Here is a 25,852-nt window from a genome sequence, read left to right on the forward strand (position 1 = left end):
TGATGCAAGACAATCAAGAGAGCATCAAGAAGGTTTCTGGTATGTACCAAGAATGGTTTCTTGACTATGCCTCTTATGTAATTTTAGAACGAGCAATTCCATCTATTTATGATGGGTTGAAACCAGTTCAGCGTAGAATTTTACATTCAATGCGCGAGTTGGAAGACGGACGATATAACAAAGTTGCGAACATTGTAGGAAATACGATGAAATATCACCCGCATGGTGATATGGCGATTTCTGATGCAATGGTTCAAATTGGTCAAAAAGAATTGTTGATCGATATGCAAGGAAACTGGGGAAATATTTACACTGGTGACCGAGCAGCTGCGTCGCGTTATATCGAAGCTCGATTAACTAAATTTGCGTTAGAAGTTGTCTATAATCCAAAAACTACAAAATGGCAACCATCTTATGATGGTCGAAATAAAGAACCAATTGATCTTCCAATCAAATTTCCTTTGCTTTTGGCACAAGGAGTAGAAGGAATTGCAGTTGGTTTGTCAACAAAGATTTTGCCACACAATTTCAATGAGTTAATTGATGCGTCAATTTTACATCTGAAAGGAAAGAAATTTCAAATTTTCCCAGATTTTTTAACTTCTGGATTGGTTGATGTTTCCGATTATAATGATGGATTGCGTGGTGGTAAAGTGCGTATTCGTGCAAAGATTTTGCAAGAAGATAAAACAACGTTAAAAATTACGGAAATTCCTTACGGCACAACGACAGGATCTTTGATTGATTCAGTTTTAAAAGCCAATGATAAAGGTAAAATCAAGATCAAAAAGATTGAAGATAATACAGCGGCTGAAGTTGAGATTTTAATTCATCTTGTTCCAGGAAGTAGTCCAGACAAAACAATTGATGCATTGTATGCATTCACGGATTGCGAGATTTCTATTTCGCCAAATGCGTGTGTGATTAATGAACAAACACCAGAATTTTTAACAGTTTCTGAAATTTTAATTCACAATACAAACAATACAGTTGAATTGTTGAAAAAAGAGTTAGAAATTGAGTTAGATGAACTGCAAGAACAATGGCATTTTTCTTCGTTGGAACGAATTTTTATCGAGAATAGAATTTATCACGATATCGAAGAAGAAGAAACATGGGAAGGTGTAATTTCTGCGATTGATAAAGGGCTGAAGCCACATATTGCGCATTTAATTCGTCCAGTTACGGAAGAAGATATTACGCGTTTAACAGAAATTCGAATCAAACGTATTTCAAAATTTGATTTAGATAAAGCACAACAATTTATTGAATCATTAGAAGATAAAATCGAGAATGTAAAACATCATTTAGCAAATTTGATTGATTATGCGATCGATTATTTCAAAAACCTAAAGACAAAATACGGAAAAGGAAAAGAACGTAAAACAGAAATTAGAACATTTGATACGATTGATGCGACAAAAGTTGCCGTTGCAAATACACGTTTTTATGTGGATAGAAACGAAGGTTTTATCGGAACTTCATTGAAAAAAGACGAGTATTTATTCGAGTGTTCTGATATTGATGATATTGTGGTTTTCAAACATGATGGTTCGATGATTGTGACAAAAGTTGATGCAAAAACTTTTGTTGGAAAAGGAATTATTCATGTTGGAATTTGGCATAAAAATGATAAACGTACCATTTATAACTTGATTTATCGCGATGGTAAAAATGGTCCGGCTTATCAAAAACGTTTTGCTGTAACGGGAATTACTCGCGATAAAGAATATGATTTAACGGCTGGTAATAAAGGTTCGGAAGTGTTGTATTTTTCAGCAAATCCAAATGGAGAAGCCGAAGTTGTATCAATTATTTTAAAAACTCATCAACGAATCAAAAAATTAAAATTTGATATTAATTTTGCTGATTTAGCGATTAAAGGTCGTGCATCAAAAGGAAATTTAGTAACAAAATATCCAATCAAAAAAGTAGAATTGAAAGAGGAAGGAGTTTCGACTTTAGCACCTCGTCAAATTTGGTTTGATACGGATACAAAACGCCTAAATGCAGATGGATTGGGGATTTTATTAGGTTCTTTTAAGGGTGATGATAAAATTTTAACGATTAATAAAAAAGGTGAAGCAAAATTGGTTTCGTTTGATTTGAGTAATCGTTTTGACGAAGATTTAGAAATTATCGAGAAATGGAAACCTTCAAAACCGATTTCTTGCGTGTATTATGATGCAGAAAAAGATCGTTATTTTGTGAAACGTTTCCTTTTAGAAGATACATTTTCTCCACAAACTTTTTATACGTTAGAAGATGGTAAATCATCAATAAAAGTTGTTTCGACAGATTATTTACCAGTTATTGAGTTGATTTTCCCGAAAGTAAAAGGTTTAGAAAAAGAACCAGAAGTGATAAATTTAGAAGAATTTATTACAGTTAAAGGAATTAAAGCGCAAGGAAATCAATTGACGACATATAAATTAAAACAGATTAATGTGTTAGAACCGCTTCCATTCGAAGAACCAGAAGAAGAGGAGGAGTCAGAAGAAGAGCCGCAGCCGACGCTATTTGATGCGATTGAGGAGGATAATAATGAAGAAGAAAATATAGAAGAATAATGGGAGACATCTCTATTGTGGCATTAGTCGTTATTGGATTGAATGTTTTGGTAAGTTGGAAAGGTTTTAACGATTTAGCTTTTTTTGAAAAATATAAATTCCAAGTAGGGTCGATATTATATAATAAGGAATACTATAGAATTTTAAGTTCAGGATTTTTACATGTTGATTTTACTCATTTGTTATTCAATATGTTAACTCTTTACTTTTTTGCGAATCCTGTTATCGGTTTTTTTGCAAGTCCAGAAGGATTTTTATTAGGAGACTTTTCGAATGCTAAACTAAATGTAGGTTACGGAATGTTTCTTTTAGTTTTTTTTGCAGCGGTTATTGGCGGAAATCTTTTGTCTTTGTTGATTCACAAGAAAGAAACTTTTTATTCGGCAGTAGGAGCTTCTGGAGGAGTCACAGGGATTTTATTCGCTGCAATTGCAGCTTTTCCTGAAATGGAATTAAGATTATTTTTTGCTTTACCAATTCCAGCCTGGATTTTCGGAATTTTATATTTAGGATATTCAGTTTATGGAATGAAAACTAATTTAGGGAACATCGGGCATTCAGCGCATTTAGGTGGAGCAATTGTGGGATTATTATCTGCAATATTATTTTATCCAACAATTTTACAAATCAATACATATTATATTTTAGGAATGATTGTTCCATTAATTGTATTGCTTGTGATGATTTTGAGAGAACATCGAAAATAAAAAAATAAGACAAAAAAAAAGCATCAAAATTACTTGATGCTTTTTTTATGATAATGTTATAATATTCTTTTTACGTATAAGAATTTTGGTCCCCAATATCTATCATTTAAAGAAGATACCATAACACCTTGAGAAGTAGATGAATGAATAAATTCTAAAACTCCATCTTTATTTCTTCCATGAACAATTCCTACATGCGAAACTCTACCACGACCTCTTGTTGCAAAGAAAACTAAATCTCCTTCCTTTGCTTCGTCTGTACTAACTGTAAAACCTTCTCTTGCCTGATCTGCAGATACACGAGGTAAATTTTTATTGAAAGTTTCGAAAACGTTTCTAACAAAGGCAGAACAATCAATACCACTTCTTGTTGTGCCTCCGTATCGGTAAGGTGTACCAATATACGTTTCTGCTTCTTTTAATAAAAACCCTGCAAACAATTCATTCGTTTCTTCTAAAACGCTGTTTAACACAACCATAGATTTCGCTTCATCGTTAATTTCTATTGGTGTAACATCTAAATTGGCATGTTTATTGATTATTTTAGCTTGAGCTTCAATAGCTCTTGGTTTCGGTACGAAACTTCTCGAAGAATATTCTGTAGCTTCACTAACTGGGGTTAAAGATGAACATGATGTAATAAACATCGTGCAAACCACTGCAGCTACACCTAATATCGATGCTTTCATATATTGAGTATTCGTTTGTATAAATTTTAATAGCACCGCTAAAGTAATTGTTAAAATTATAACTCATTATATATAAGAGTTGTTTTGACAAAATATTAACTTCCTTAACATTTTTTAACAAAAACATATTCAAAAAAACTTTTAAATATATTTGGAAGTCCAAAAAATTGTTCTACATTTGCACTCGCTTTTCACAACAAGTGGTTAAGCCGTCATGCGGCCCATTCGTCTAGTGGTTAGGACATCAGGTTTTCATCCTGGAAACAGGAGTTCGATTCTCCTATGGGCTACATAAAAGTGTTTTAGAAAATTATTAAATTAATTTGGCGAGATAAAATATTTGTTTATATCTTTGCCGAACTAAAATAGAAAGAGATTTAAGTTATGGCAAATCATAAGTCAGCATTAAAAAGAATTAGACAGTCAGCGGTAAGACGCGATCGTAATAAATATTATCACAAATCAGCTCGTACAGCTATTAAAGCTTTAAGATCTGAGTCTGATAAAAATGAAGCAGAAACAGTTTTTCCGAAAGTTTCTTCAATGATTGATAAGTTAGCAAAAAGAAACATTATTCACAAGAATAAAGCTTCAAACTTAAAATCAAAGTTAGCGAAACATATTGCGGGATTAGCTTAATAAAATAAAAGTGGTCCCTTCGTCTATCGGTTAGGACACTAGATTTTCATTCTAGAAAGAGGGGTTCGATTCCCCTAGGGACTACAAATTAATAGATGGATTGCATTATTGCAATCTTTTTTTTCCTTGTTCATAGTTGTTGATTTTTTAAACAACCAGTAGAATACTGTGTAAAGGAAATTGTTTTTTGTGTTTTGTTTGTAAAGGTTAATCATAATGTTTAGATGATTAATCGGGAATGAAAATGTCGCTGTATAATTCAACTTGGTTCAAATTATTAGAATTATACATCGACTTTTCTACAACTCCCAACACAAAATGACGTTCATTCAAAATAAATAATATTCGAATTAATTAATTCATATTAAGTGGTCCCTTCGTCTATCGGTTAGGACACTAGATTTTCATTCTAGAAAGAGGGGTTCGATTCCCCTAGGGACTACAATTTGACTTGATTAAAAAAAATAGTATAAATTTTTCGAAAATTGTTTGGTAATAAAAAATAAACGTTTATTTTTGCACCACAATAATACGAAAGGAGGTCCCTTCGTCTATCGGTTAGGACACTAGATTTTCATTCTAGAAAGAGGGGTTCGATTCCCCTAGGGACTACTAAAAAGCATTCAGATTTGGATGCTTTTTTTATTTTGAAATAGTTTAGTTTATATTGATTTATTGCGATCAATAAAAAAGCGTTTGAGGAAATAAACTTCAAACGCTTTTTGCTTTTATAAAAGATCCTTTTATAGCTTTGGAATAGCTTCTATCAATTCTTTGGTATAGTTTGTTGTCGGATGCGCATAAACCTTGTCTGCATCGTTCAATTCTTTCATTTCTCCGTGTTGCATCACCAATAATTGATCGCTCATATATTTTACAACCGCCAAATCGTGCGAGATAAATATATAGGTAAATCCAAATTCTGTTTTCAAATCATTTAATAAATTCAAAACTTGTGCCTGAACAGAAACATCCAACGCAGAAACAGATTCATCACAAATGATAAATTTAGGATTTAAAGCCAAAGCACGAGCAATCCCGATACGTTGACGTTGCCCACCAGAGAATTCGTGCGGATATTTGTTCAAATCTTGATCTGATAAACCCACTTTTTGTAAAAGAGATGAAGCCGTTTTTAATCGCTCAGCTTTATTCAGACCAATTTTATGCACTTGCATTGGTTCTGTAATAATTTGCGCAATGGTTTGGCGAGGATTTAAACTTGAATATGGATCTTGGAAAATAATCTGAATTTCTCTTCTTAATTTACGAATTTGCTCTTTTTTTAGTTTCGTAATATCTATACCATTATAATAAATTTCGCCGGCAGTTGGTTTTTCTAATAACAAAACCGTTCTACTCAAGGTTGTTTTTCCAGAACCCGATTCGCCAACCAAGCCCATTGTTTCACCTGGATATACTTTGAATGAAATATCATCGACAGCTTTTACATTCGGGATTGTAGCGTTTCCAAATAGAGTCGAAGGATAGAAATATTTCTTCAAGTTCTTAACCTCTAAAATTGGAGGATTTACATAAATTTTTTCGTGAAAAGCTTCTCGTTCTTCTTCTGTATAGATTTCAGTTTTGAAATTTGGATTTTCTAAGAAATCTTTCACCGTAGGTAAACGTTTTGCGCGTTCATCCAATCGAGGTCGACAAGCAATTAAACCTTTTGTATAATTTTCTTTCGGATGATTAAAAATAGTTTCCACATTTCCTTGTTCTACAACATCACCACGAAACATCACCAAAACTTCTTCGCAAACATTTGCAATTACGCCCAAATCGTGAGAAATAAACAACATGCTCATGTTATTTTTTTCTTGTAATTCTTTCAATAAATCTAACGTTGCTTTTTGTACCGTAACGTCCAAAGCTGTTGTTGGTTCGTCAGCAATCAATAATTTCGGCTCGCAAGAAATCGCCATTGCAATCATTACACGTTGCTTTTGTCCACCAGATAATTCGTGCGGATAGGCTTTATAAATACGTTCGGGATTTGGTAATTTTACTTGTTCAAAAAGATGAAGAACTTTCTTTTTAGCTTCTTCTTTCGATAAATTTTGATGCAAACGAATCTCTTCTTCCACTTGTTCCCCGCAACGTAAACTTGGATTTAGAGAAGTCATTGGTTCTTGAAAAATCATTCCGATTTCATTTCCTCTTATTTCCTCCAGTTCTTTAGGCGAAAGTTTAAGCAAATCGATCATTTTATCATCTTGACGAAAAAGAATTTCACTTTCGGGATGAATTGTCACATTAGGAGACAATAAACCCATAATTGCCAATGAAGTTAATGACTTTCCAGAGCCGGATTCTCCAACAATTCCTAATGTATCACCTTGTTCTACTTTGAAATTGATGTTATTCAAAACTTGTTTATCTCCAAAAGAAATCGATAATTTTTTGATCTCGATAATATAATGTAAATCTTGCTTTTGCATGGCAAATTGTTGCTTGATAAATGAAGTGGAAATTTAGTGATTTTTTAATCATTTTCTCGAATCAATAATTTCTAAGATTTTGTATTTATAAATTTTGTAATTTTGCTACGAATCAAAACGTTGTGATTTTTATTTTTTTTTATTAATTTAGATGTATTGATTTACTGGCTTATAAAAACTTATAACAAGTCAGTTTTTTAAATTCGAAGAATGGATACATACTCCCAGATTTCGACATTGTTTTTAGTCGCTAATCACAATGTCGCCGATGAAATTTCTGTAGCAAAACTTTTGCTTACAATTTTCCTTGTTTTATTAAATGGTTTTTTCGTTGCAGCCGAGTTTGCAATTGTAAAAGTACGTTCGTCACAAATTGAAGTTAATCAAGATATTAACGAAAGAACTTCAAATGCTGCAAAACGAATCGTTAATCATTTAGATTCTTATCTTGCCGCAACACAATTAGGTATTACATTAGCTTCGCTTGGTCTTGGTTGGGTTGGAGAAAGCTCTTTAACACCTGTAATCGTAAAACTTTTTGAAGTAGTTGGTTTAACTTCTCCTTCTTGGACAGCGATTGCGCATAATGTTGCATTCCCAGCAGCTTTCGTTATCATTACTATTTTGCACATTGTTTTTGGTGAGTTAGCGCCGAAATCTATTGCGATTCAGTATCCAACAAAAACTACTTTTACAGTAGCTTGGCCTCTTCGTGCATTTTATTTTGTTTTCAAACCTCTTATTGTTTTAATGAATGGTTTGGCAAATGTAATTCTTCGTGCGATTGGAATTCATCCTATTCATGGAGGTGAAATTCACACAGAAGAAGAGTTGAAAATGATTATTACAGAAAGTTCTGAAGGTGGAGCAATTGAAGAATCTGAGCGTAATTTAATTCAAAATGTGTTTGAGTTTGATGATCGTCGAGTGATGAATATTCAAACATTACGTAAAAATGTTTCTGCAATTAATATTAATACTTCTGTAAAAGATGCGTTAGATTATGCGATTAATGAAGGTTATTCGCGTTATCCTGTTTACGAAGAAGAATTTGATAATATAAAAGGTATCATTTACGCTAAGGATTTAATCAAGCAATTATTGGAAAATCCAAATCAAACTGAAATTGAAGGATTGTTGCGAGAGCCAATTTTTATCTCAGAAAATGCATTGATTAAGAATGTAATGAAACAATTTCAGAAAAAACATATGCAAATTGCAATTGTAACAAATGAAGTTGGTGAAGTTGCAGGAATTGTTTCGATGGAAGATATTTTGGAGGAGTTGGTTGGAGAAATTCAAGACGAATATGATAACGAAGATCCGATAGTTTCTCGTGTTTCTGAAGGTGTTTATAATATAAATGCACACAACGCGATAAGCGATATTAATCGTTTAGTACCGTTTAGATTCGAAGAAAGTGAACATTATGATACGTTGGCTGGATTGATTTCTGAATGTTATCCTGATAAAGAATTAACAGAAGGAGATTTGATTGATTTGGAAGAATATACAGGAACAATTATCAAAATGTACCGAAATTCTGTTGAGCAAGTTCAATTGAAAGTGAAAGATGAATTGATTGAAAACTTTCGCGATGAACCAGATTCAGCAGAAGATGATGAAAATTAATCATTAAAAAATATAGAATAAAAAATCCGCTCATTAGCGGATTTTTTCGTTTTTATAAATCTTCTTTTCGTTGTAAAGGTTGATCGTAGCGCATTTTTCGGAAAACATTAATCAAGGTTACAACATCTTTTTCACAATAATCTTTGATGCGTTCTACATTGTTTTCATCGTAATAAACTCGTGCAACTTGTGAACCATCGATATCATCTTTTGGTGTTGGAATTTCGAAAACATTTGCCAATAAATCTAACGATGTAAAGTTCTTGTAATCGCCAAATTTCCATAATTCCATTGTATCCAAATGCTGAACTTCCCATGGCTTTTTACCAAATAATTGCAAAATAGCTGGAATTTCAATTTGATTAATCATCATTCGGCGAGCTATATACGGAAAATCAAACTCTTTTCCGTTGTGTGCACATAAAATATGATCAGGCTTGAAAAAATTTTCAATCAACATTGAATTAAAATCTTCTAACAATTTCTTTTCGTCGTGACCATAAAAACTTTTGATATGAATAAAAGAATCTTTAACTACAATTCCGACTGAAATGCATACAATTTTTCCAAATTCAGCCATAATTCCAGCACGTTCGTGGTAAAATTCTTCAGGAGAAATTTCATTATTATTGCGTTGATAAGCTGTTTTCTTTTCCCAAAGAGCTTGTGTTCTTTCAGACAAAAGATTCCAATCATCGGTTTGTGGAACCGTTTCGATATCTAAAAATAATATTTTACTGTAAGGAATTCGTTGGATCATTTTCTTTCACTTTTTGATTAATTCTCATTGCTTCGTCTACCAATCGGTAAACATCGCCATCTGCAATTGGATGATTGTTTGGTTGATCATTATGCGTTTTTCCAGTTCGAACAATAACTAATTTTTCTGAAGGAATTACAATGATACGTTGTCCCAAATGTCCTAACATTGCATAAAAAGGCGTTTTGTAATTGTAATCCATCCAAACTGAATAACCATAAATTTGTGACTCATTTGGTCCGAATGCTTTTTTGTTTGGTAAAACCATTTTCTGAACAAATACTGAATCTAAAATTTGTTTTCCGTACCAATTTCCATCATTCAATAATAATTGTCCAAGTTTGGCAAAATCTCGCGCTGTTGCATTGAAGCAACAATAGGTTTTCTCCATTCCTTTCGGATTATCTTTCGACCATTGTGCATCTAATTCCATACCCATTGGTTGCCAAAATTCTTCTTGAAAATATTGTGATAACGATTTATTTTTTAACGCGCGTTCAATCACAATTCCTAATAATTGCGTGTCACTCGATTGATATTTGAAATGTCCACCAGGTTGAGAAACAAATTTTCGAGCTAACATTTGTTTAACTATATCATCGCCATAATATGCTTTTGCAGTAGGATTTAGAGGAAAATAATAATCTTCGTCCCAATCATAACCAGAAGTCATCGCAGATAAATCACCAACGGTGCATTCAGCTCCAAATTTATCGTTTTTAAATTCGGGAATAAAATCTGTTATTTTTTGATCTAAACCTTTGATATAACCTTGTTCAATCGCTTTTCCTAACATCATTGTCGTGAATGTTTTCGCCATCGAAAAAGAATTGGTAATATCATTTTGCGCATATCCATTGAAATAATATTCGCTCAAAATTTGATTATCTTTTATAATAACTAACCCAGCAGTTCCGAAATCGTTCATCTCCTTTTCGAAATTAGCTGACAACGGAAATTGATTATAATCTAAATGTTGATGCCAAACTCGCGGTGCATCTGCCAAAATTACATTGTTATCAAAATCTTTGTAATCGTTGATATTTGCAGTGCTTTCACCTTTCATATAGGTTAATTTTACGCCACGAAAAATGTAGTCATTCCCTGTTGCATAAAGAATTAGGATTAATACACAAATGATTACGATGAACCATTTTATTATTTTCCAAAGTATTTTCATTTCAAAAATTTAGAATCTTTTACTAAAATAAGCTTTTACTATTAAATAATGTTAAAATTCTATCATTTCGGAATCATATTTGTTGAGTTATTGTGTATCTTTATACAAGAAAATTAAATCTAAAAAATAAATATTATGGCTTTTGAATTAGCAAAATTACCTTATGCATTTGATGCATTAGAACCTCATATTGACGCAAAAACAATGGAAATTCACCATGACAAACACCATGCTGCGTATACAAATAACTTGAATGCTGCTATTGAAGGAACTGATTTAGCAAATGCTACAATCGAAGAAATTTTAGCAAAAGGAACTGACAAACCAGCTGTTCGTAACAATGGTGGTGGTTTTTACAATCACAATTTATTCTGGGAAATTTTAACTCCAGGTGGTGCTAATCAACCAACTGCAGAAGTTGCTGATGCAATTAACGCTGCTTTTGGATCTTTTGAAGCTTTCAAAGATGAGTTTTCTAAAGCTGCTGCAACACGCTTTGGATCTGGATGGGCTTGGTTAATCGTAAAAGATGGAAAATTAGTTGTTACATCAACTCCAAATCAAGATTCTACTTTGATGCCTGTTGCTGATGTACAAGGATTTCCAGTTTTAGGATTAGATGTTTGGGAACATGCTTATTACTTAAATTACCAAAACCGTCGTCCTGATTATATCGAGGCTTTCTTCTCTGTAATTAACTGGGATAAAGTTGCGGAAAGATTTGCATCTGCAAAATAATAAGGTTTAAAAAAATTAAACAATACAAGACTTGTGTAGAAATACGCAAGTCTTTTTTTATCTTTGGACTATGGGAGTAATTATTTTAGAAAATATAAAAATATATTCGAATCATGGATGTTTAGATGAAGAAGCGCGCATTGGTTCTGATTATTTGGTTGATTTGGAAGCGCATGCAGACTTTACGAAAGCAACAGAATCGGATGAATTGGTAGATGCTTTGGATTATGTTTCGTTAAATAAAATTGTGAAGGAAGAAGTAGGTATTCGTTCAAAACTTTTGGAACATGTTTGTAAAAGAGTGTTAGATCGTATAGGTCAGGAACTTACGAATGTCACATATGCAAAAGTAAAATTATCTAAGCTGAATCCTCCTATTGGTGGGCATGTAGAAAAAGTGAGTGTTATTTTAGAAAAATCGTATTAAACTTTTTTTTTCTGAAATTATTGCTATATTTGCAATCCAAAACAACGGGAATGGTTCCTTGACCGAGAGGCTAGGTAGCGGTCTGCAAAACCGTCCACAGCGGTTCGAATCCGCTAGGAACCTCAATTAAAAAGTTAATTGTCTTGTATTTAGATAGTTAACTTTTTTTGTTTTTCAATAGTCCGACATTAGTCCGATTTCTACTCTAATACTTAAATTCTCCTACTAATATAAACCATATTTATTTAATTTCATACACCCCCTTCCTCCGTATCCTCTTAAATCTCCTCCCTCTTTCCATTCATAATTTCTATATAGTAAGTAGCTTCAAAAAATTTTTATATTTTTTTATATTTTATAATTAAACAAGAATAATCAATCAGAAACAAGTTGGTTGCATTTTTTTTATTGGAATTTTAGTGCATTTACATTTATTACGGAGCTTGTTAATAATCTTAAATCTCTATTTTGCTAGTTTATTTTCATAAAATGTACATTATAAATAGGTGCAAGAATTTAAAATATCATTTATAACTTAATCAAAAAAAATAGAATTGTCTAAAAACTTTACCACAATTACGGAAAACCATAATTAATATTGAATAATATTTTGTTTTTTTGATCTCCAATAATTTTTAAATATTGTAATGATTAATATATAGTTGTTTAAATGCATTTTATATATTTACAATAATTAAAACAACCAAATTATAAAAACAACTTTTACATGTTAAGAATTTCCTTAATAGCAAATTCGAGTATACAGTACCATAAATTTTCGGGAAATATTGATTTAGATTTTGGAAAAGATAATAAATTATTTTTTCACCAACCATTTGACAATAACTTACTTGATTTTATCTATGATCCTCTTTTTAAAGTTAAAACAGATAATGAAGATTTGTTTTATCGTAAAAACGAACTAATTGAAAAGGATTATATTATCAATAATAAATTAAAAAGTGATTCAAATTTAGAGGATTGTAAAACTTTTACTGAATATTATGAACTATCAAATCTAAAAAAAGTTCTAAAACACTTTAACAATAAATGGATTCCGTTACCATTTTTTAAAGATAATTCAATCAACAAAGATTTAACTTATCCGACAGATTGGGTTCGCCTTTTTATTACATGCAATGAAGATTATTCGAAAGCAGAATTTGTACTTGCGATAGATACAAGTTTAGCAAAAAATGAGTATGATAAAACTAGTCCGCAACTAAGTTTTAATCCAGAAGAAAATATATATAAATTAAAATTTGAAGAAAGTTTGATTAGTAATTTTCTTTATAATGATGATAGCCAAACAAAATGGTTAGAAGGGTATATAGCAGATGTTTTTTACGGAAATAATGAAGACTTAAGATTTGAACAACCTGTTAAACAATATATTTCTCATTATTTATTGTTACTGAAATGGTTATCAAGATTAATGGATTTGCCAGAAATACAGCTTTTTACCGATGATACAAAAAAAATACCTGTAGACTTGGTTATTGATGTAGGAAATTCATCTACTTGTGCATTGTTGTTTGAGAATAATAATAATGAAAATATTCAGTTTGATAAGGTTAAAAAATTAATTATACAAGATTATACTCAACCTCACATTGAGTATGATAAACCTTTTCCGATGAATTTGATTTTCAAGGAATCTAATTTTGGAGAGATCAATAAAGAAAAATACCACAATAATAAATTTGTTATACCAAGTTTTGTTCGAATTGGTTTCGAGGCAGATGATTTAATCAACAAAAAAGGAATTAATTTGGATTTAGGATATGAATTAAAAACATATAACTCTAGTCCAAAAAGATATTTATGGGATAATAATCCATCTAATATAGAATGGGAATTTTCACCAGATTATACGAATCGAATCAAAAAAGTTTACTTAAATGGAATTTCAGAGCAACTAAATGCAGATGGATCATTAACTAAACAAGGTGAAATTTTTGGATCTAAATCTCTTTTTTCAAGAAATAGTTTGATGAAATTTGTGTTCTTAGAAATGTTAATACACGCTTATATTCAAATTAATTCTTTTCATTTTCGTCAAGAACATGGTAATTTAACAATTCCAAGAACTTTACGACGAATCACAATTTCCTGCCCAACAGCAATGATACAATATGAACAAGTTGCTTTGAGACAAGCGGCTGTTGATGCTTGTAAATTATTGAATAATTATGTAAAATTTTATTTCGATTCAGATGAAAATAAATTTTGGTTTGAAATGCCAGAGATTATTCCGTCAATAGAAGATATAAAAAAGAAAAACACAGAATTAGAAGATCGTAAAGATTGGATGTACGATGAGGCAACGAGTTGTCAACTAGTATTTCTATATAGTTTGATTTCTAAAAAATTAAATAGTAATCAATATGTAATTTCTAATTTCATTTATAAAAATAAACCTAATTTAACGATTGGTTCTATTGATATTGGTGCAGGAACAACAGATATTATGATTGCAGATTATTTGCTTAATCAAGAGAATAAAACAATAGAATTAGAACCTAAACCAAAATATTGGGACAGTTTCAAAATTGCTGGAGATGATTTATTAAAAGAAATTATTCAACAAGTAATTATTGAAGGAAAAATTAATAGTCCTATTGATGAAGGTTGTACGGGAGTTATAGAAAATTACGCGATTAATAATGGCATTAATAATGTATCAGATAAACTAAACGGTTTTTTTGGTGTAGATAGTAATAAAGTAGGGTATTTAGGGAAAATGATGAGAAAAGGATTTATTCATCAAGTTGCTATTCCGATTGCGATGTATTATCTAAATAACTCGAATAAGAATGAAGTTGAAGTAAAAACTTTTGAAGAAATAATAGGAAAATCTTTCACAAATAAAGATTTAATTAGTTATTTCGAAAGACATTTTGGCTTCAGTTTTCTTGATATCAAATTTACAATCCAACCTAAAAAATTAGATCAAATAATTGCATCAGTTTTTGATGGATTGGTAAAACAATTAGCTTTAGTTCTTAATCATTATAATTGTGATTATATTGTTTTATCAGGAAAACCCGCGTCGTTAAACAGTTTAGAGAATTTATTCTTAAAATATTTATCAATTTCACCGAATAATTTAATCAATCTCAACACTTATTGGATAGGTAAATGGTTCCCGTTTTCTGATCACAAAGGTTATGTAGAAGATGCTAAAACAATGGTAACTGTTGGTGCTATGATCTCTTTAACATCTAATCGTCTGAAAAATTTAGAAGATTTGAAATTGAATATAGAAACCTTAAGAAAAGAAGTGATTTCTACAGCTGATTATATTTTGAGAAAAGACTTCGATTCAACAGAAATCATTTTGACTCCGAAGAAAAATGAAAATACTATTTTGATTGAAAATTTGCCTTTTCAATTTGGTTATTCTAAGTATGAAAGTAAAAATTATCCTATCTCAAATTTGTATAGTATAAGCATTAATGAGGCTTATATAAGTCAACGTGCCGAAGGAAAAGAAGAAGAAATAAATAAAATAAAAGCCAAAATATTCGAAAAATTACCTTTAAAAATTACGATTTCTAGAGAGTATGACGAATCGAAAGAAAACATATTTTTAGAAAGTATAGAGAATAATGAAGGAGATGATTTACCAATAAAATTATTTAAACTAACTCCTCAAACATTAGGAACTGAAGATGGATATTGGTTAGATACATGCGAATTTACATTAGGAATTAGAAGCAATTAAAATGAAAAACTATTCAGATCAATTTATAAATACAATAAAACTTGGAATAGAAAATAATGTTTCTATTTTAGATCAGCTTATTAATTGGGGAAATGAAAACCTACGTTATGAAGAAAAAGATCAGTTTCTTTTAAAAATAAAAAATTCTAAAAATGTATTTCACAGAATTTACGAGAATATAGAATCTAAGCCTGTTATGGCAGTTTTCGGAGGAAGTCAAGTTGGGAAATCATATCTAATAAAAAATTTATTAAGTTCTGAAGGAGAACCATTTCTTATAAAAAATAATGAAATAGATTATGATTTCTTAAAAGATATTAATCCTCCAGGTGTAGGTGCAGAAAGTACGGGAGTTGTAACACGATTTACAATAGATCAAAACTTGAAATTTCCAGATTTTCCTATTCAGATAAAATTATTATCCGCAAAAGATATTTTAATAATCGTTTTAGATAGCTTTTTTCTTGATCTCAAAAAAATCAAGAAATATGTTGCTTTATCCGATTTGAATGAACATCTAGAGAAGTTAGAACAAAATATCTCTGATAATCAACAAGATTATTTAACAGATTTTGATGTTTTAGAAATCAAAGAATATTTCGAAAATCATTTATCAAAACATACCATTTTATTTGAGAGCTTACGAGAATCTAAATTCTTTGAACGTGTTGGTATGATTATTAAAAACTATTCGCAGAATCAATGGTTATCTATCTTTAGTATTTTATGGTTAAAGAATGATAATCTAAATCAATTGTATAGTTTGTTGATTGATTCTTTGGTCAAATTTAATTTTTCTAAGAATGCCTTTATCAAATTTAATGAGGTTTTACGTGGCGGAGGAGAAATCTTAGATGTACAACGTCTAAAAGAAATTTATACATCATCTGTCATTACACAAGTTAAAACGGAAGATGGACAAGTTGTACAGATTTTACAATCGTTGATTACAGCTTTAACGTCAGAATTGATTTTTACTGTACCAAAAGAATTGGTGGATGAAAAACCATTCTTAAAACAATCAGATTTATTAGATTTTCCTGGTGCAAGAAGTCGTTTGGCAATAGAATTAGAAGATATTGATAACCAAATAATTCCTGATATGTTGTTGAGAGGTAAGGTTTCTTATCTATTCAATAAATATTCCGATAATTATAGTATTAATAATTTACTATTTTGTACAAATGACAAACAATTAGATGTTAATGAGATTCCTGCATTACTTTTTAATTGGATAAAAAATAACATCGGTGAAAATAAAATTGAACGATCTAATGCGCTTCAAAATACAGAAGTTCCACCGTTATTTGTAATTTTTACATTTTTCAATAATCAGTTAAAATTTGATATAACAAACGATTTACATTACAAAGAGGATTCAGATTCTTTAAACTACAAATGGGATACTCGATTTAATCGTTTTTTTAAAAACGAGATTGTTACTCAAACCAAAGATTGGGATACAGAATGGACGTTGATGAATCATCATTTCCAAAACTTTTACTTATTACGCGATTATAAATATTCCTCAGATACATTTGACGGTTTTGAGATTGAAGGTAGAGAAACCAATTTAAAACCTGAAAGAGTTGATTACTTGAATGCATTAAAATCATCTTTTGAGAATTTTGAATTCGTAAATAAACATTTTAAAAATCCAACTGATGTTTGGGAAGATTCTACATCTCTCAATTCTGACGGATCTTTACGTATTATCAACAATCTTAATCTAGTTTCAAATAATCATACGAAGACAAATTATTATTTGAATAAATTAAACGAATTAATTACTGATATAAAATCGTTTTTAGAGTCACTTGTACATTCAGATGATGTTTCAGTGATAAGAGCAAATCGAATGAAGGATACCAATACATTTCAGTTTTCCTTCAATAATATTTTGACGAAAGACACAAATGCATTCAATTCTTTTCTTAAAATTATTGGAACAGATACGGTAGAAAATTTCAATTTATTGAACGAAAATATTGTTGTTGATTCTTCTCAAGTAAGTAATAATTCATTTGATCAAAGCAATATCTTGTTCCTTCAATATCCAGAATTAAAAAATGCAAAATCTTATCAAGAAGCAATAGAAATCTTAAAATCTAGTCTATGGCTAGGAACAAGTGAAGAAGTTGAAGATTTTTTACACCATCAAAATATTGATAAAACGAAGTTGTTTGAACAAAAAGTTTCAAAATCTAAACCAGAAATTTATACTGAGTTGATTTTTGAAAATTGGAAATCGAAGATTATGAATTTTTCTAATTATCAATATTTTACAAATAATGGATTATCTCAAAGTAGTATTGTCTTTTTAGCCGATCATTTATTTTCAATTGTTAAGAATAGAAATATCGAAAGTAAATTGACAAAAGTGCTAAATGATATTGTTTCAGAAACGGAAAGTAATAGAGGTATTGAAGAGTTTTTAGCCGAAACATTTTCTACTATAATCAATGATATTACCATCAATTTTGACTTAGATTTCTTTTCAAAAGATGAAATTTCAGAAATTAATAAAATGCCGAATTATCGTCAATTTATTAATTATCAAAAATTTAATTTAGAACCAAATAATGATTTATCTGATTTATTTGAGGAGTCTGCAATTTTGAATTCGGAAGCAATTATGTTAGAAAAATATAATAAATGGATTGAGTTTTTGAGAATTTCTTTGCTAGTGAACTGTGGTTTTGTCAACTACGATGAGCAAGCAAATTTACAACTGAAATCATACATCCAAAACCTTACTAATTTTAATCTTCAACTAGAGTATGAATAAATTTTACGAAATAGCAACAGATCATTATTTGCCTTTGTCGCATGATAATAATTATCTGTTTAACCATTATGATAGAATTACGAATTTTTTGACATTTAATATAGATCAACAATACCGCAATTTATTAGCAAAACCAATTAAAAGTGGATATAATATAGAATGGTTTTCAATTTATCCAAATCTTGTAAATGCACAAGGTTCTGAACACGAAGAGTTTGCTTATCGTAAATATTATGAGTTTTTAGAAGTTATAAAACAACGTATTGAAAATTTTAAATCTCAACGCGATCAAGATGCGATTAATTGGGCAGAGATTTTAGAAAAAGTGTTCAATGAGCAAGATAATTTTATTTATACGAACGGAAAAGATATTTCTATAGTTTGGGGATGGAAATTTGAAAATAGCCAAATTTATAAACCTGCCTTACAATTAGCTAATCCTCCGATAGAAGAAGAAATTATTGAAGAAAATACGCCAATAGTAGAAAACATAACAGAGCCAATTGGTGAAAATAATGAACCGGTTCTTGAGGATGAAATTGTAGAAGATTTACCAATCGATGAACCAAAAGTTGAAGAAGAATTACCAGAAGAAATAATAGAAAAGGAGGATGAATTTCCAAAAGATGAGTCTTTAGAAAGAAAACCAGGTTTTCTAGAGTTTCTGAAATGGTTTGCTGGAACTTATTGGTGGTTTCTGATCGTTTTACTCGTACTTATTGTTTTAGTTTTTGTTTACAAATCATTGTTATATTCTTAATTATGAGCAAGTTTTTTTATAAATATTGGTGGTTATATTACATCCTATTATTTTCATTATTAGGCTTATTGATATATGCTTTGTTATGGAAGGTTAATTTTAAACCTTATCAAGATATAATTAATCAGAAAAACACTGAATTAGTTGATGCACGCGAAAGTTTGAAAGGAAAAGATCGTTATATCAAGAATCTGGAGGAACAATTAGCGCAATGTAACTTACGTGAAAAGCAAAATACAGTACAATGTAACGCAAAAGTAGAATCTGGAGGACAAGGTATGACAGAGACAACTCATAATCTAGGAAATTCACCTGGTAGAGTAGTTATAAATTTTGATATGATGGATGTTCCAGATAAGATTGAGGTTATCTACAACGGAAAAATAGTAGCGACTTCAACAAATTTGGTTTCTGGACAAGGGAATTTAAGTTTCAATTATCAAGCGTTACCTGGTCAACCAAATACATGTATAGTAAAAATGTCTGCACCAGAAGCTGGTACAATGTGGGAATATGTTGTTAACTGTCCACAATAATGAAAGAAAAAATTAAATACCCTTTTTATTATTATTTCTCAATCATTTTTTTTGTGATTGTAAGTGTTTTTTTTTGGTGGGTTGTCTTCAATAATTTTTCAAATGGAAAATATTTTTCACAACAAGAGATTGATTATAGACAAGATAAAGCTGTACATGTATTACAACCTATTAATCAAGACGATTTAATTATAGATTCTATTGCAAATAGACGAATCGTTTCCAACCTGGTTAATATTGCATTAAAAAATAAGTCGAAAGACATTTATCAATTTGCAGATGAATTGAAAAAAGTCTACAAAGATTCTACTTATCAAATTGTTTATATAGATTCTGTCATCAATCGTCTTCAAGTAAAATTACCCGATTTAGATCGAGAAATTTTTAAAGATGAGGTTAAGAAAAATATGAAGAATGACAGTTTGCTTGTTTGGGATGAGATGATTTTTGAAAGCACAAATAACAATGTTGCTATAAACGAAGAAGAAGCTCCGTTTATGAATCAAATAGACATTCGGAATGCTTGGAGAACAACTTTAGGAACAAAAAAAACAATTATTGCGGTTATTGACAATGGTTTTGATACCCAGCACGAATCGTTGCGAGGAAAAGATGTAAAGTCTTATAATGTTATTTCAAAAACAAATCAGGTTAATCCATCTAGTCAGAATCATGGTACACACGTTGCATCAATTGCAGTAGGTAACAGCAATAGGTATCAAGGTATATGTCCAAATTGTGATTATATGCCGATAAAAGTTGAGGACGAAAATGGAATAATGTCGATGTCTTATGTGATTGATGCTATTCTATATGCGGTAAAAAATAAAGCAGCTGTTATTAATTTATCATTAGGATCAGAAATTCCGTTAGAATTGGGAAATCTTTCTTTACAACAACAAAAGGAAGTAATCAATTCTGATGCAGGTGATTTACAAGAGTTTTGGAATGATTTATTTCTTTATGCAAACGAACGAAATTCTATTTGTGTAATTGCTGCAGGGAATAGTAGTGTCTTAACAGGTCTTGATGCTTTTCAACGATCTAATCAAACAATTAAGGTCGGTACGGTTTCCCGTAAAAATACCATTGCGAGTTTTAGTAATTTCGGAAATTATAATACAATTTATGCTCCTGGCGAAGAAATTTATGGAGCTAAACCAAATAATCAATACGAATATTTAGACGGTACAAGTATGTCAGCACCAATTATTAGTGGGTTTATAGGTTTAATAAAATCTAAATATCCTAATTACAAATTTAATGATGTGATGTCATTATTGATGAAGAATACAGAAGAAGTCAACAGTATAAAACAACTTAGAATAAAATCAATTTAGAAAAAATGAAACAACAGAATTTTTTATTTGTAGATATCGTATCGTCGATATTTTTATTAATATTATTTATCGCGAATTTTTTAGGGTTATTATATATCTTACAAGGGAATATTATATTCAGTGCATTAGTAAGTACATTAATTATAATATGTTACTATTTCTTAGTTCAATTATTAGCTAAGAACAAGGAGTTAATGTTTAAAAATAAATTTATTCATTCTTCATCTGTTTTGTGGTTTTTTTACATTGGATTATTCTTCGTTAGTTTTGTTTTGATGTCACATTTTGTGAATGTTGAATTCAATGCTAAAAAACAAATTCAAGACGATGCATTATCAAAATTAACAATTGTAGATAGTGCGACAACTATTTACAAAGACCGTTCTAAAAAAGTAATAGAAGATTTTGAAAATGATCTTAAAACTAAACTTAAAAGTTATAAAAACACAGGTTCTAATAGTACTCTTAATGAATTAACTTCAAAACCTTATAGTATTGATGCAAAGGTTTTAAGTGACAGAACGTATCTTAATGTTGATCAAGTTGCGAACGCTAAATTGACACCAATCATCAAAAATATAGAAACAAACGCCGCTAACTTTGATTCAATAACGAAGAAAAATACGGAGAAATATAAAAGTACTTTTACTAACTGGAAAAGATTAAGTTTAGTAGGTACATATTCTACTTTGAATGATTATATAGATCAATCCATCAATTTAATTAATGAAAAAATAGCACAATTTCCGATTGATAATTCTCCTATTGTAATTAATTACAACAAAGAAAGCCTTCCATTAGGCACTCCAAATGAATTTAATAAAAAATTTACCCCAAATTACATACTTCCAATTATCGTTGTGTTATTGATCAATGGTTTTATTTTAATTCCATTTTTTACAGAAAAAGTAAGATCGTATAATAATACGACAAATAAAATGCAAGAGGGATCAAGTAATAACGGAGGATCTATAGAATTATAAAAGAAAACACCATGAACGACGTACAGAAAAGAATCATATTACAAAATGCAAATACTTTAGAAGTTTCTAATCTTATTTCATTAATAGAAAAAGGAGAAATTTCTATAGAAGAATTTAAACAAGCTGGGTTAACAGTAGAAAAAATTCGCCAAATTGAAGGTCAAATAAATCTTGAAGCGGCTAAAGAACGCGCAGCAGCAGAGATTGCTAGAAAAGAAGAAGAAGAACGATTAGCTAAATTTAAAATTCAAGAAGAAAAAAATGAATTTCTTAAAAAAGTTGTTCGTAAAAGAGTTACGGTTGATGAGATAAGAAATAAAATAAACAATGGATATATCTCATTTGATGATTTAGAAGATGAAGGAATTTCTCAAAGGATAATTAATTCAATCAAATATTATTCAAACTCTAATCGCGTAACTATTTTTAAGAAAATTGATGATTTACCGCCGATGGAAGAAGGTCGTACAGATGTTTATTTTGTAGGATTACCAGGTTCAGGAAAATCGACTATGCTCTCAGGTTTATTGAATGTTGCGAATAAAGAAGGTATTCTTTTGCCAGATACTTACAGTAATGATGGAGCAGTTTATCAAACGCAAATCGTTTCAGATTTATCAAGGGGTGTTTTACCTAATGCTACCGCTTCGGGTTCATATAACTATGTAGCAATGTCTTTAAATGATGATAATAAAAAGAAACATCCATTTAATGTCGTTGAGGTTCCAGGAGAGTTGTATGTTAATATGTTCAACAATGCGAATGTGGACGATTTATTGAAATACATCAAAAATTCTAACAAAAAGATTTTAATTTTTGTGATTGATTCTTTGGCACATGATACAAATTATGCTGACGCTAAAAGTGCTTTAGATCAAAGTTTAGTTTATGTGAATATTCTTAATATGTTCAAAAGTAGCGGAATCTTAAATCAAACTGATGCAGTTTATTTAGTTGCTAATAAATTTGATGCTATAAAAGAAAGTCGATATGATGGAGATAATCGTCCGGATGTTGATTTAGCATATGAATTTTTGAATGAAGAATTCAAAAACTTATTAAATAACTGTACGAGTATCAGAGATGAGTCAAAGAATAAATTTAAAATTAAAGTTTTACCATATTCTATTGGTAAAGTAAGTTATGAATTTATTGTAGAAGATTTTAATCGTAACTATTCTTCAATTGTGCTAAACAATTTGATAGAAGATTCTTTTGTTGTAAAAGGAGGAAAATGGAGTTTATTTAATTAATCTAAAAAACTATGAATCAATTCGGAATAATTATACAAGAAACAACGTCAGGGTTAAACACACAATACATTTCTTCTGATTTAGATAGTAATAATAGTGAAGTAATCCAAACAACGCAAGACGAAAGAATTTTGGCGACGCAATTAGTCAATCAATCAAAATTTTATAGTGTTGAGGTTACAAAATCATACAAAGTATATACTTACGTTAACCCTAATGTTACCGATGAGTTTGGACGTTCTGGTTATTATGCAATCAAATTATATTTCAACAATAAGTTTATCAAACCAATTAATCTGATTAGTCTTTTTGATAAAATTGAAGCTAAATATTTAGAACATAAAAACAATAATACTTTAGCTGGACAAGATTATACAATAATTCAAAATTTATTGGACGGAACAGAAGTTAAATCATTTCTTTATTTGACAGAGAAAAAACAATTTGTCGCTTATTTTGATCCAAATAATTTTACAGCTTTAACAGAAAAGTTGAACGATGAAAAGGTTTTTACAATAGAAAAACTCTATGTTTTTGATGTTACAAAATCATTAGCAGAAGATCAAGTGAAAGCGTATGGATTAGATTCCTTTAATGATTACAAAACAAAGAAGGCAAACTTTGATAATTCTGACCATATCTTAAGAGAAATTACACAAAATAATCTACCAATTGATTTTAGAACAGTTAGTCAAGAAAATTTTAAAATAATTTATCCATCAAGTTTAGCAGGAACGTTAAAATATTCTACAACAGAAAAGAAAAATATTCCAGTTGCAGATTTTAATGAATTAAGAAAACCTATTGTAATTTCTAAACCTATCCAACCAAGATCAACTCAACCCAAAAAAGATAACACACCAATTATTATTGTAGCAATTTTAGGCGTTTTTGCATTGGGAATAGGAGGATATTTCTCATATGATAAATTCTTTAAAGAAAAAGAAGATACTGAAGTTGAAAAAATAAATAATGAAGAAGTAGTGAAAGATAGTAATGTTTTATACGAGCCAACATTTATTATAGTAAAACATAACTCAAAAGATACGATTTCTTTTGGAGGGAAAAAAGTGCCAATTAATAATGATTATTATCAAATAGATACTGTTAGCCCAAGTTTGAGAAATTATTATTTCAAAAATAAAGATGAAAAATCTGTAGAATATTATAAGTCATTTGATGAATTATATAACAAAGGAGAATTAGAAAGGTTAAATAAGGACAATCTTTCAATCTTTTTAAAAAGCAATAATATTACAGAAATTCAATGGAATAAAATTGTAGAAGAAGCAAAATATCAAGGTTTAAAATTACCTAATGATAGCGAAACAACTACAACTTCCCCAAAAGAAAATACATCCGTTGATAACAATGTTAATTCTACAAATAATACAGATAAAGTAACTTCTCCTAAACCTAAAAATAATAATGCGACTGAACCTAAAACAGAAGTTTCTAAACCAAAGGCTGAAGAAAAGACTAAAACAGTAAAAGAAGTGAAAACCGTAAAAAGCCTTGAACCAAATATAGGTTTACAATAATGAATAAACGAAATTTAATCATATTAGGAAGTGCATTGTTCTCAAGCTTTATTTTTATGTGTGGGATAATGATGATTGATGATGATTCAATTTCAAAAAGAGAAAAAGGGACAGCAGAAAAGTTTGAAAAGAAAATTGAATTATTAGAAAATCGGGTAAAAGAATTCGAAAAAAAAGAAGAAGTCGAGTTAAAAAAAATTAAAATAAACGATTCTATAAAGTCTGCCTTGAAAAAAGATTCAATTTATCAAGAAGAAAAAAAGATTCAATTTAAGAATTCAAGTCCTACTGTTTCTGAGAAAAAAAACAAAATTATAGAGTCTAAAATAGAAGTCCCTAAACCAAAAGTAATAGAAAAGGTGAAAATCGAAAATTCTATTCCTAAAAAAATAGAGACAGAAAATAAAAGAGGTTTAGAGGTTAATACAATTTTACAGTAATGGAAAAAAGAAAATTAATCATATTAGGAAGTGTAATTGTCATCGGTTTGTTATTGATAGGTGGAATTACAGTTTTTGAAGGTTCTAGTATTTCGGGACCAGAAATGGTGAATAATAAAGCAGGTTCTAATAAAAATGATTTAGAAAAAAAGATTGAAAATTTCAGAAAAGATAATTTTCAACCAGAGCAATATTCAACCTTGTTAATGGAAATTAATTCATCAAAAGAACAAGGTTTGATAGAATCTTCATCAGTAATTTATTTAACAGAAGAATTAAATAGTGTTTACAAAAAACATGTATTTAACAAGGCTGATTATTTCCTTAACCAAGGAAATGGAGATAAAAATACGGTTTTGTCTTATTTGTCAAGTTTAGAAAAAGCGATAGGAAAGGATGCTAGAATAGATTTTTATAAAACTCAAATCCCGAAATACGATTATTATGCCAATTCGTTTCCTGGGAAAGTAACATCTTTTACCAATGGAAATCTGGCAAGTTTTTCTACAGGAAAATACACTTCATTGAAAAACGAAGCTGAAAATATGCCTGGATTAGATAATCAATATAAGTCAAAAGGAAAATTTACGAGTATCAAATCAAATGCAGTTTCTAAATTGAATTCGTACAAAAGTAGATTTGAAGAATACGACAGAGAAAGAAAGTTAAATAGTGTTGAAGTAGAATTTGAATAA

At 29.9% G+C, this 25,852-nt stretch carries 20 protein-coding genes and 5 tRNA genes; 21 read left to right on the plus strand and 4 right to left on the minus strand.

What is annotated here, in order from left to right:
* Nucleotides 1-2: 2 nt before the first annotated feature.
* Nucleotides 3-2,570 (plus strand): DNA gyrase/topoisomerase IV subunit A, encoded by a 2,568-nt coding sequence (locus ACTS9J_RS02110; protein ID WP_219034066.1) that lies wholly within the window; start codon nt 3-5, stop codon nt 2,568-2,570.
* On the plus strand, nt 2,570-3,277 hold the full coding sequence (locus ACTS9J_RS02115; protein ID WP_286494940.1) for a rhomboid family intramembrane serine protease: 708 nt from the start codon (nt 2,570-2,572) through the stop codon (nt 3,275-3,277). Before ACTS9J_RS02110 ends, ACTS9J_RS02115 begins: the two co-directional genes overlap by 1 nt.
* Before the next feature lie 56 nt (nt 3,278-3,333).
* On the opposite strand, the gene ACTS9J_RS02120 is transcribed toward ACTS9J_RS02115, so the two are convergent.
* Nucleotides 3,334-3,966, minus strand: coding sequence for a C40 family peptidase (locus ACTS9J_RS02120; RefSeq protein WP_038334971.1), 633 nt, complete (start codon nt 3,964-3,966; stop codon nt 3,334-3,336).
* Nucleotides 3,967-4,184: 218 nt separating this feature from the next.
* Between ACTS9J_RS02120 and ACTS9J_RS02125 the strand changes: the two genes are divergently transcribed.
* The 5 genes from ACTS9J_RS02125 (at nt 4,185) to ACTS9J_RS02145 (ending at nt 5,217) form a co-directional block, all read left to right on the plus strand.
* Nucleotides 4,185-4,256 (plus strand) — tRNA-Glu (locus ACTS9J_RS02125).
* A 94-nt stretch (nt 4,257-4,350) separates the two neighbouring features.
* A complete protein-coding gene (gene rpsT, locus ACTS9J_RS02130) occupies nt 4,351-4,605 on the plus strand; it encodes a 30S ribosomal protein S20 (RefSeq protein WP_038334974.1) in 255 nt (84 codons plus the stop codon).
* A gap of 12 nt (nt 4,606-4,617) precedes the next feature.
* Nucleotides 4,618-4,689: transfer RNA gene (locus ACTS9J_RS02135), tRNA-Glu, on the plus strand.
* 286 nt (nt 4,690-4,975) lie between these two features.
* A tRNA-Glu gene (locus ACTS9J_RS02140) sits at nt 4,976-5,047 on the plus strand.
* A gap of 98 nt (nt 5,048-5,145) precedes the next feature.
* Nucleotides 5,146-5,217: transfer RNA gene (locus ACTS9J_RS02145), tRNA-Glu, on the plus strand.
* A 131-nt stretch (nt 5,218-5,348) separates the two neighbouring features.
* Here ACTS9J_RS02145 and ACTS9J_RS02150 read toward each other — a convergent pair.
* Complete coding sequence (locus tag ACTS9J_RS02150; RefSeq protein ID WP_291059791.1) at nt 5,349-7,070, minus strand: ABC transporter ATP-binding protein; 1,722 nt, start codon at nt 7,068-7,070, stop codon at nt 5,349-5,351.
* Nucleotides 7,071-7,262: 192 nt separating this feature from the next.
* On the opposite strand from ACTS9J_RS02150, the gene ACTS9J_RS02155 reads away from it, so the two are divergent.
* Nucleotides 7,263-8,684 carry a hemolysin family protein gene (locus tag ACTS9J_RS02155; protein WP_114998216.1) on the plus strand — a complete coding sequence of 474 codons (1,422 nt, stop codon included), beginning with the start codon at nt 7,263-7,265 and terminating at the stop codon, nt 8,682-8,684.
* A 52-nt stretch (nt 8,685-8,736) separates the two neighbouring features.
* Here ACTS9J_RS02155 and ACTS9J_RS02160 read toward each other — a convergent pair whose 3' ends face one another.
* Entirely contained in the window at nt 8,737-9,444 is a 708-nt protein-coding gene (locus tag ACTS9J_RS02160) for a 3'-5' exonuclease (protein WP_038334981.1), read from the minus strand.
* A complete protein-coding gene (locus ACTS9J_RS02165; RefSeq protein ID WP_219034028.1) occupies nt 9,419-10,624 on the minus strand; it encodes a serine hydrolase domain-containing protein in 1,206 nt (401 codons plus the stop codon). The genes ACTS9J_RS02160 and ACTS9J_RS02165 overlap by 26 nt, the downstream gene beginning before the upstream one ends.
* A 135-nt stretch (nt 10,625-10,759) precedes the next feature.
* On the opposite strand from ACTS9J_RS02165, the gene ACTS9J_RS02170 reads away from it, so the two are divergent.
* From ACTS9J_RS02170 to ACTS9J_RS02230, 13 genes are all read left to right on the plus strand, one after another.
* A complete protein-coding gene (locus tag ACTS9J_RS02170) occupies nt 10,760-11,362 on the plus strand; it encodes a superoxide dismutase (RefSeq protein WP_038334988.1) in 603 nt (200 codons plus the stop codon).
* A gap of 70 nt (nt 11,363-11,432) precedes the next feature.
* A complete protein-coding gene (gene folB, locus ACTS9J_RS02175; protein ID WP_038334989.1) occupies nt 11,433-11,789 on the plus strand; it encodes a dihydroneopterin aldolase in 357 nt (118 codons plus the stop codon).
* Between the two features lie 52 nt (nt 11,790-11,841).
* Nucleotides 11,842-11,912: transfer RNA gene (locus tag ACTS9J_RS02180), tRNA-Cys, on the plus strand.
* A 604-nt stretch (nt 11,913-12,516) separates the two neighbouring features.
* Nucleotides 12,517-15,516, plus strand: a complete 3,000-nt coding sequence (locus ACTS9J_RS02185; RefSeq protein WP_291095420.1) for a virulence factor SrfB — start codon at nt 12,517-12,519, stop codon at nt 15,514-15,516.
* Between the two features lies 1 nt (nt 15,517).
* Nucleotides 15,518-18,304, plus strand: coding sequence for a virulence factor SrfC family protein (locus ACTS9J_RS02190; RefSeq protein WP_291095418.1), 2,787 nt, complete (start codon nt 15,518-15,520; stop codon nt 18,302-18,304).
* On the plus strand, nt 18,297-19,064 hold the full coding sequence (locus ACTS9J_RS02195; protein ID WP_291095416.1) for a hypothetical protein: 768 nt from the start codon (nt 18,297-18,299) through the stop codon (nt 19,062-19,064). Before ACTS9J_RS02190 ends, ACTS9J_RS02195 begins: the two co-directional genes overlap by 8 nt.
* Nucleotides 19,065-19,066: 2 nt before the next feature.
* Nucleotides 19,067-19,600 (plus strand): hypothetical protein, encoded by a 534-nt coding sequence (locus tag ACTS9J_RS02200; protein ID WP_291095414.1) that lies wholly within the window; start codon nt 19,067-19,069, stop codon nt 19,598-19,600.
* A complete protein-coding gene (locus tag ACTS9J_RS02205; protein ID WP_291095412.1) occupies nt 19,600-20,940 on the plus strand; it encodes a S8 family peptidase in 1,341 nt (446 codons plus the stop codon). Before ACTS9J_RS02200 ends, ACTS9J_RS02205 begins: the two co-directional genes overlap by 1 nt.
* A gap of 194 nt (nt 20,941-21,134) precedes the next feature.
* Nucleotides 21,135-21,923, plus strand: coding sequence for a hypothetical protein (locus ACTS9J_RS02210; RefSeq protein ID WP_291095410.1), 789 nt, complete (start codon nt 21,135-21,137; stop codon nt 21,921-21,923).
* 11 nt (nt 21,924-21,934) lie between these two features.
* Entirely contained in the window at nt 21,935-23,176 is a 1,242-nt protein-coding gene (locus ACTS9J_RS02215; protein ID WP_291095408.1) for a TRAFAC clade GTPase domain-containing protein, read from the plus strand.
* An 11-nt stretch (nt 23,177-23,187) separates the two neighbouring features.
* Nucleotides 23,188-24,717: a hypothetical protein gene (locus ACTS9J_RS02220; protein WP_291095406.1), complete on the plus strand. Its 1,530-nt coding sequence runs from the start codon at nt 23,188-23,190 to the stop codon at nt 24,715-24,717.
* 68 nt (nt 24,718-24,785) lie between these two features.
* The gene (locus ACTS9J_RS02225; protein WP_448352783.1) at nt 24,786-25,157 is read left to right on the plus strand and encodes a hypothetical protein; all 372 of its coding nucleotides are present in this window, start codon (nt 24,786-24,788) and stop codon (nt 25,155-25,157) included.
* Nucleotides 25,157-25,852, plus strand: a complete 696-nt coding sequence (locus tag ACTS9J_RS02230) for a hypothetical protein (RefSeq protein WP_291095403.1) — start codon at nt 25,157-25,159, stop codon at nt 25,850-25,852. The genes ACTS9J_RS02225 and ACTS9J_RS02230 overlap by 1 nt, the downstream gene beginning before the upstream one ends.

The sequence above is a fragment of the Empedobacter sp. ULE_I140 genome, from assembly GCF_053482575.1.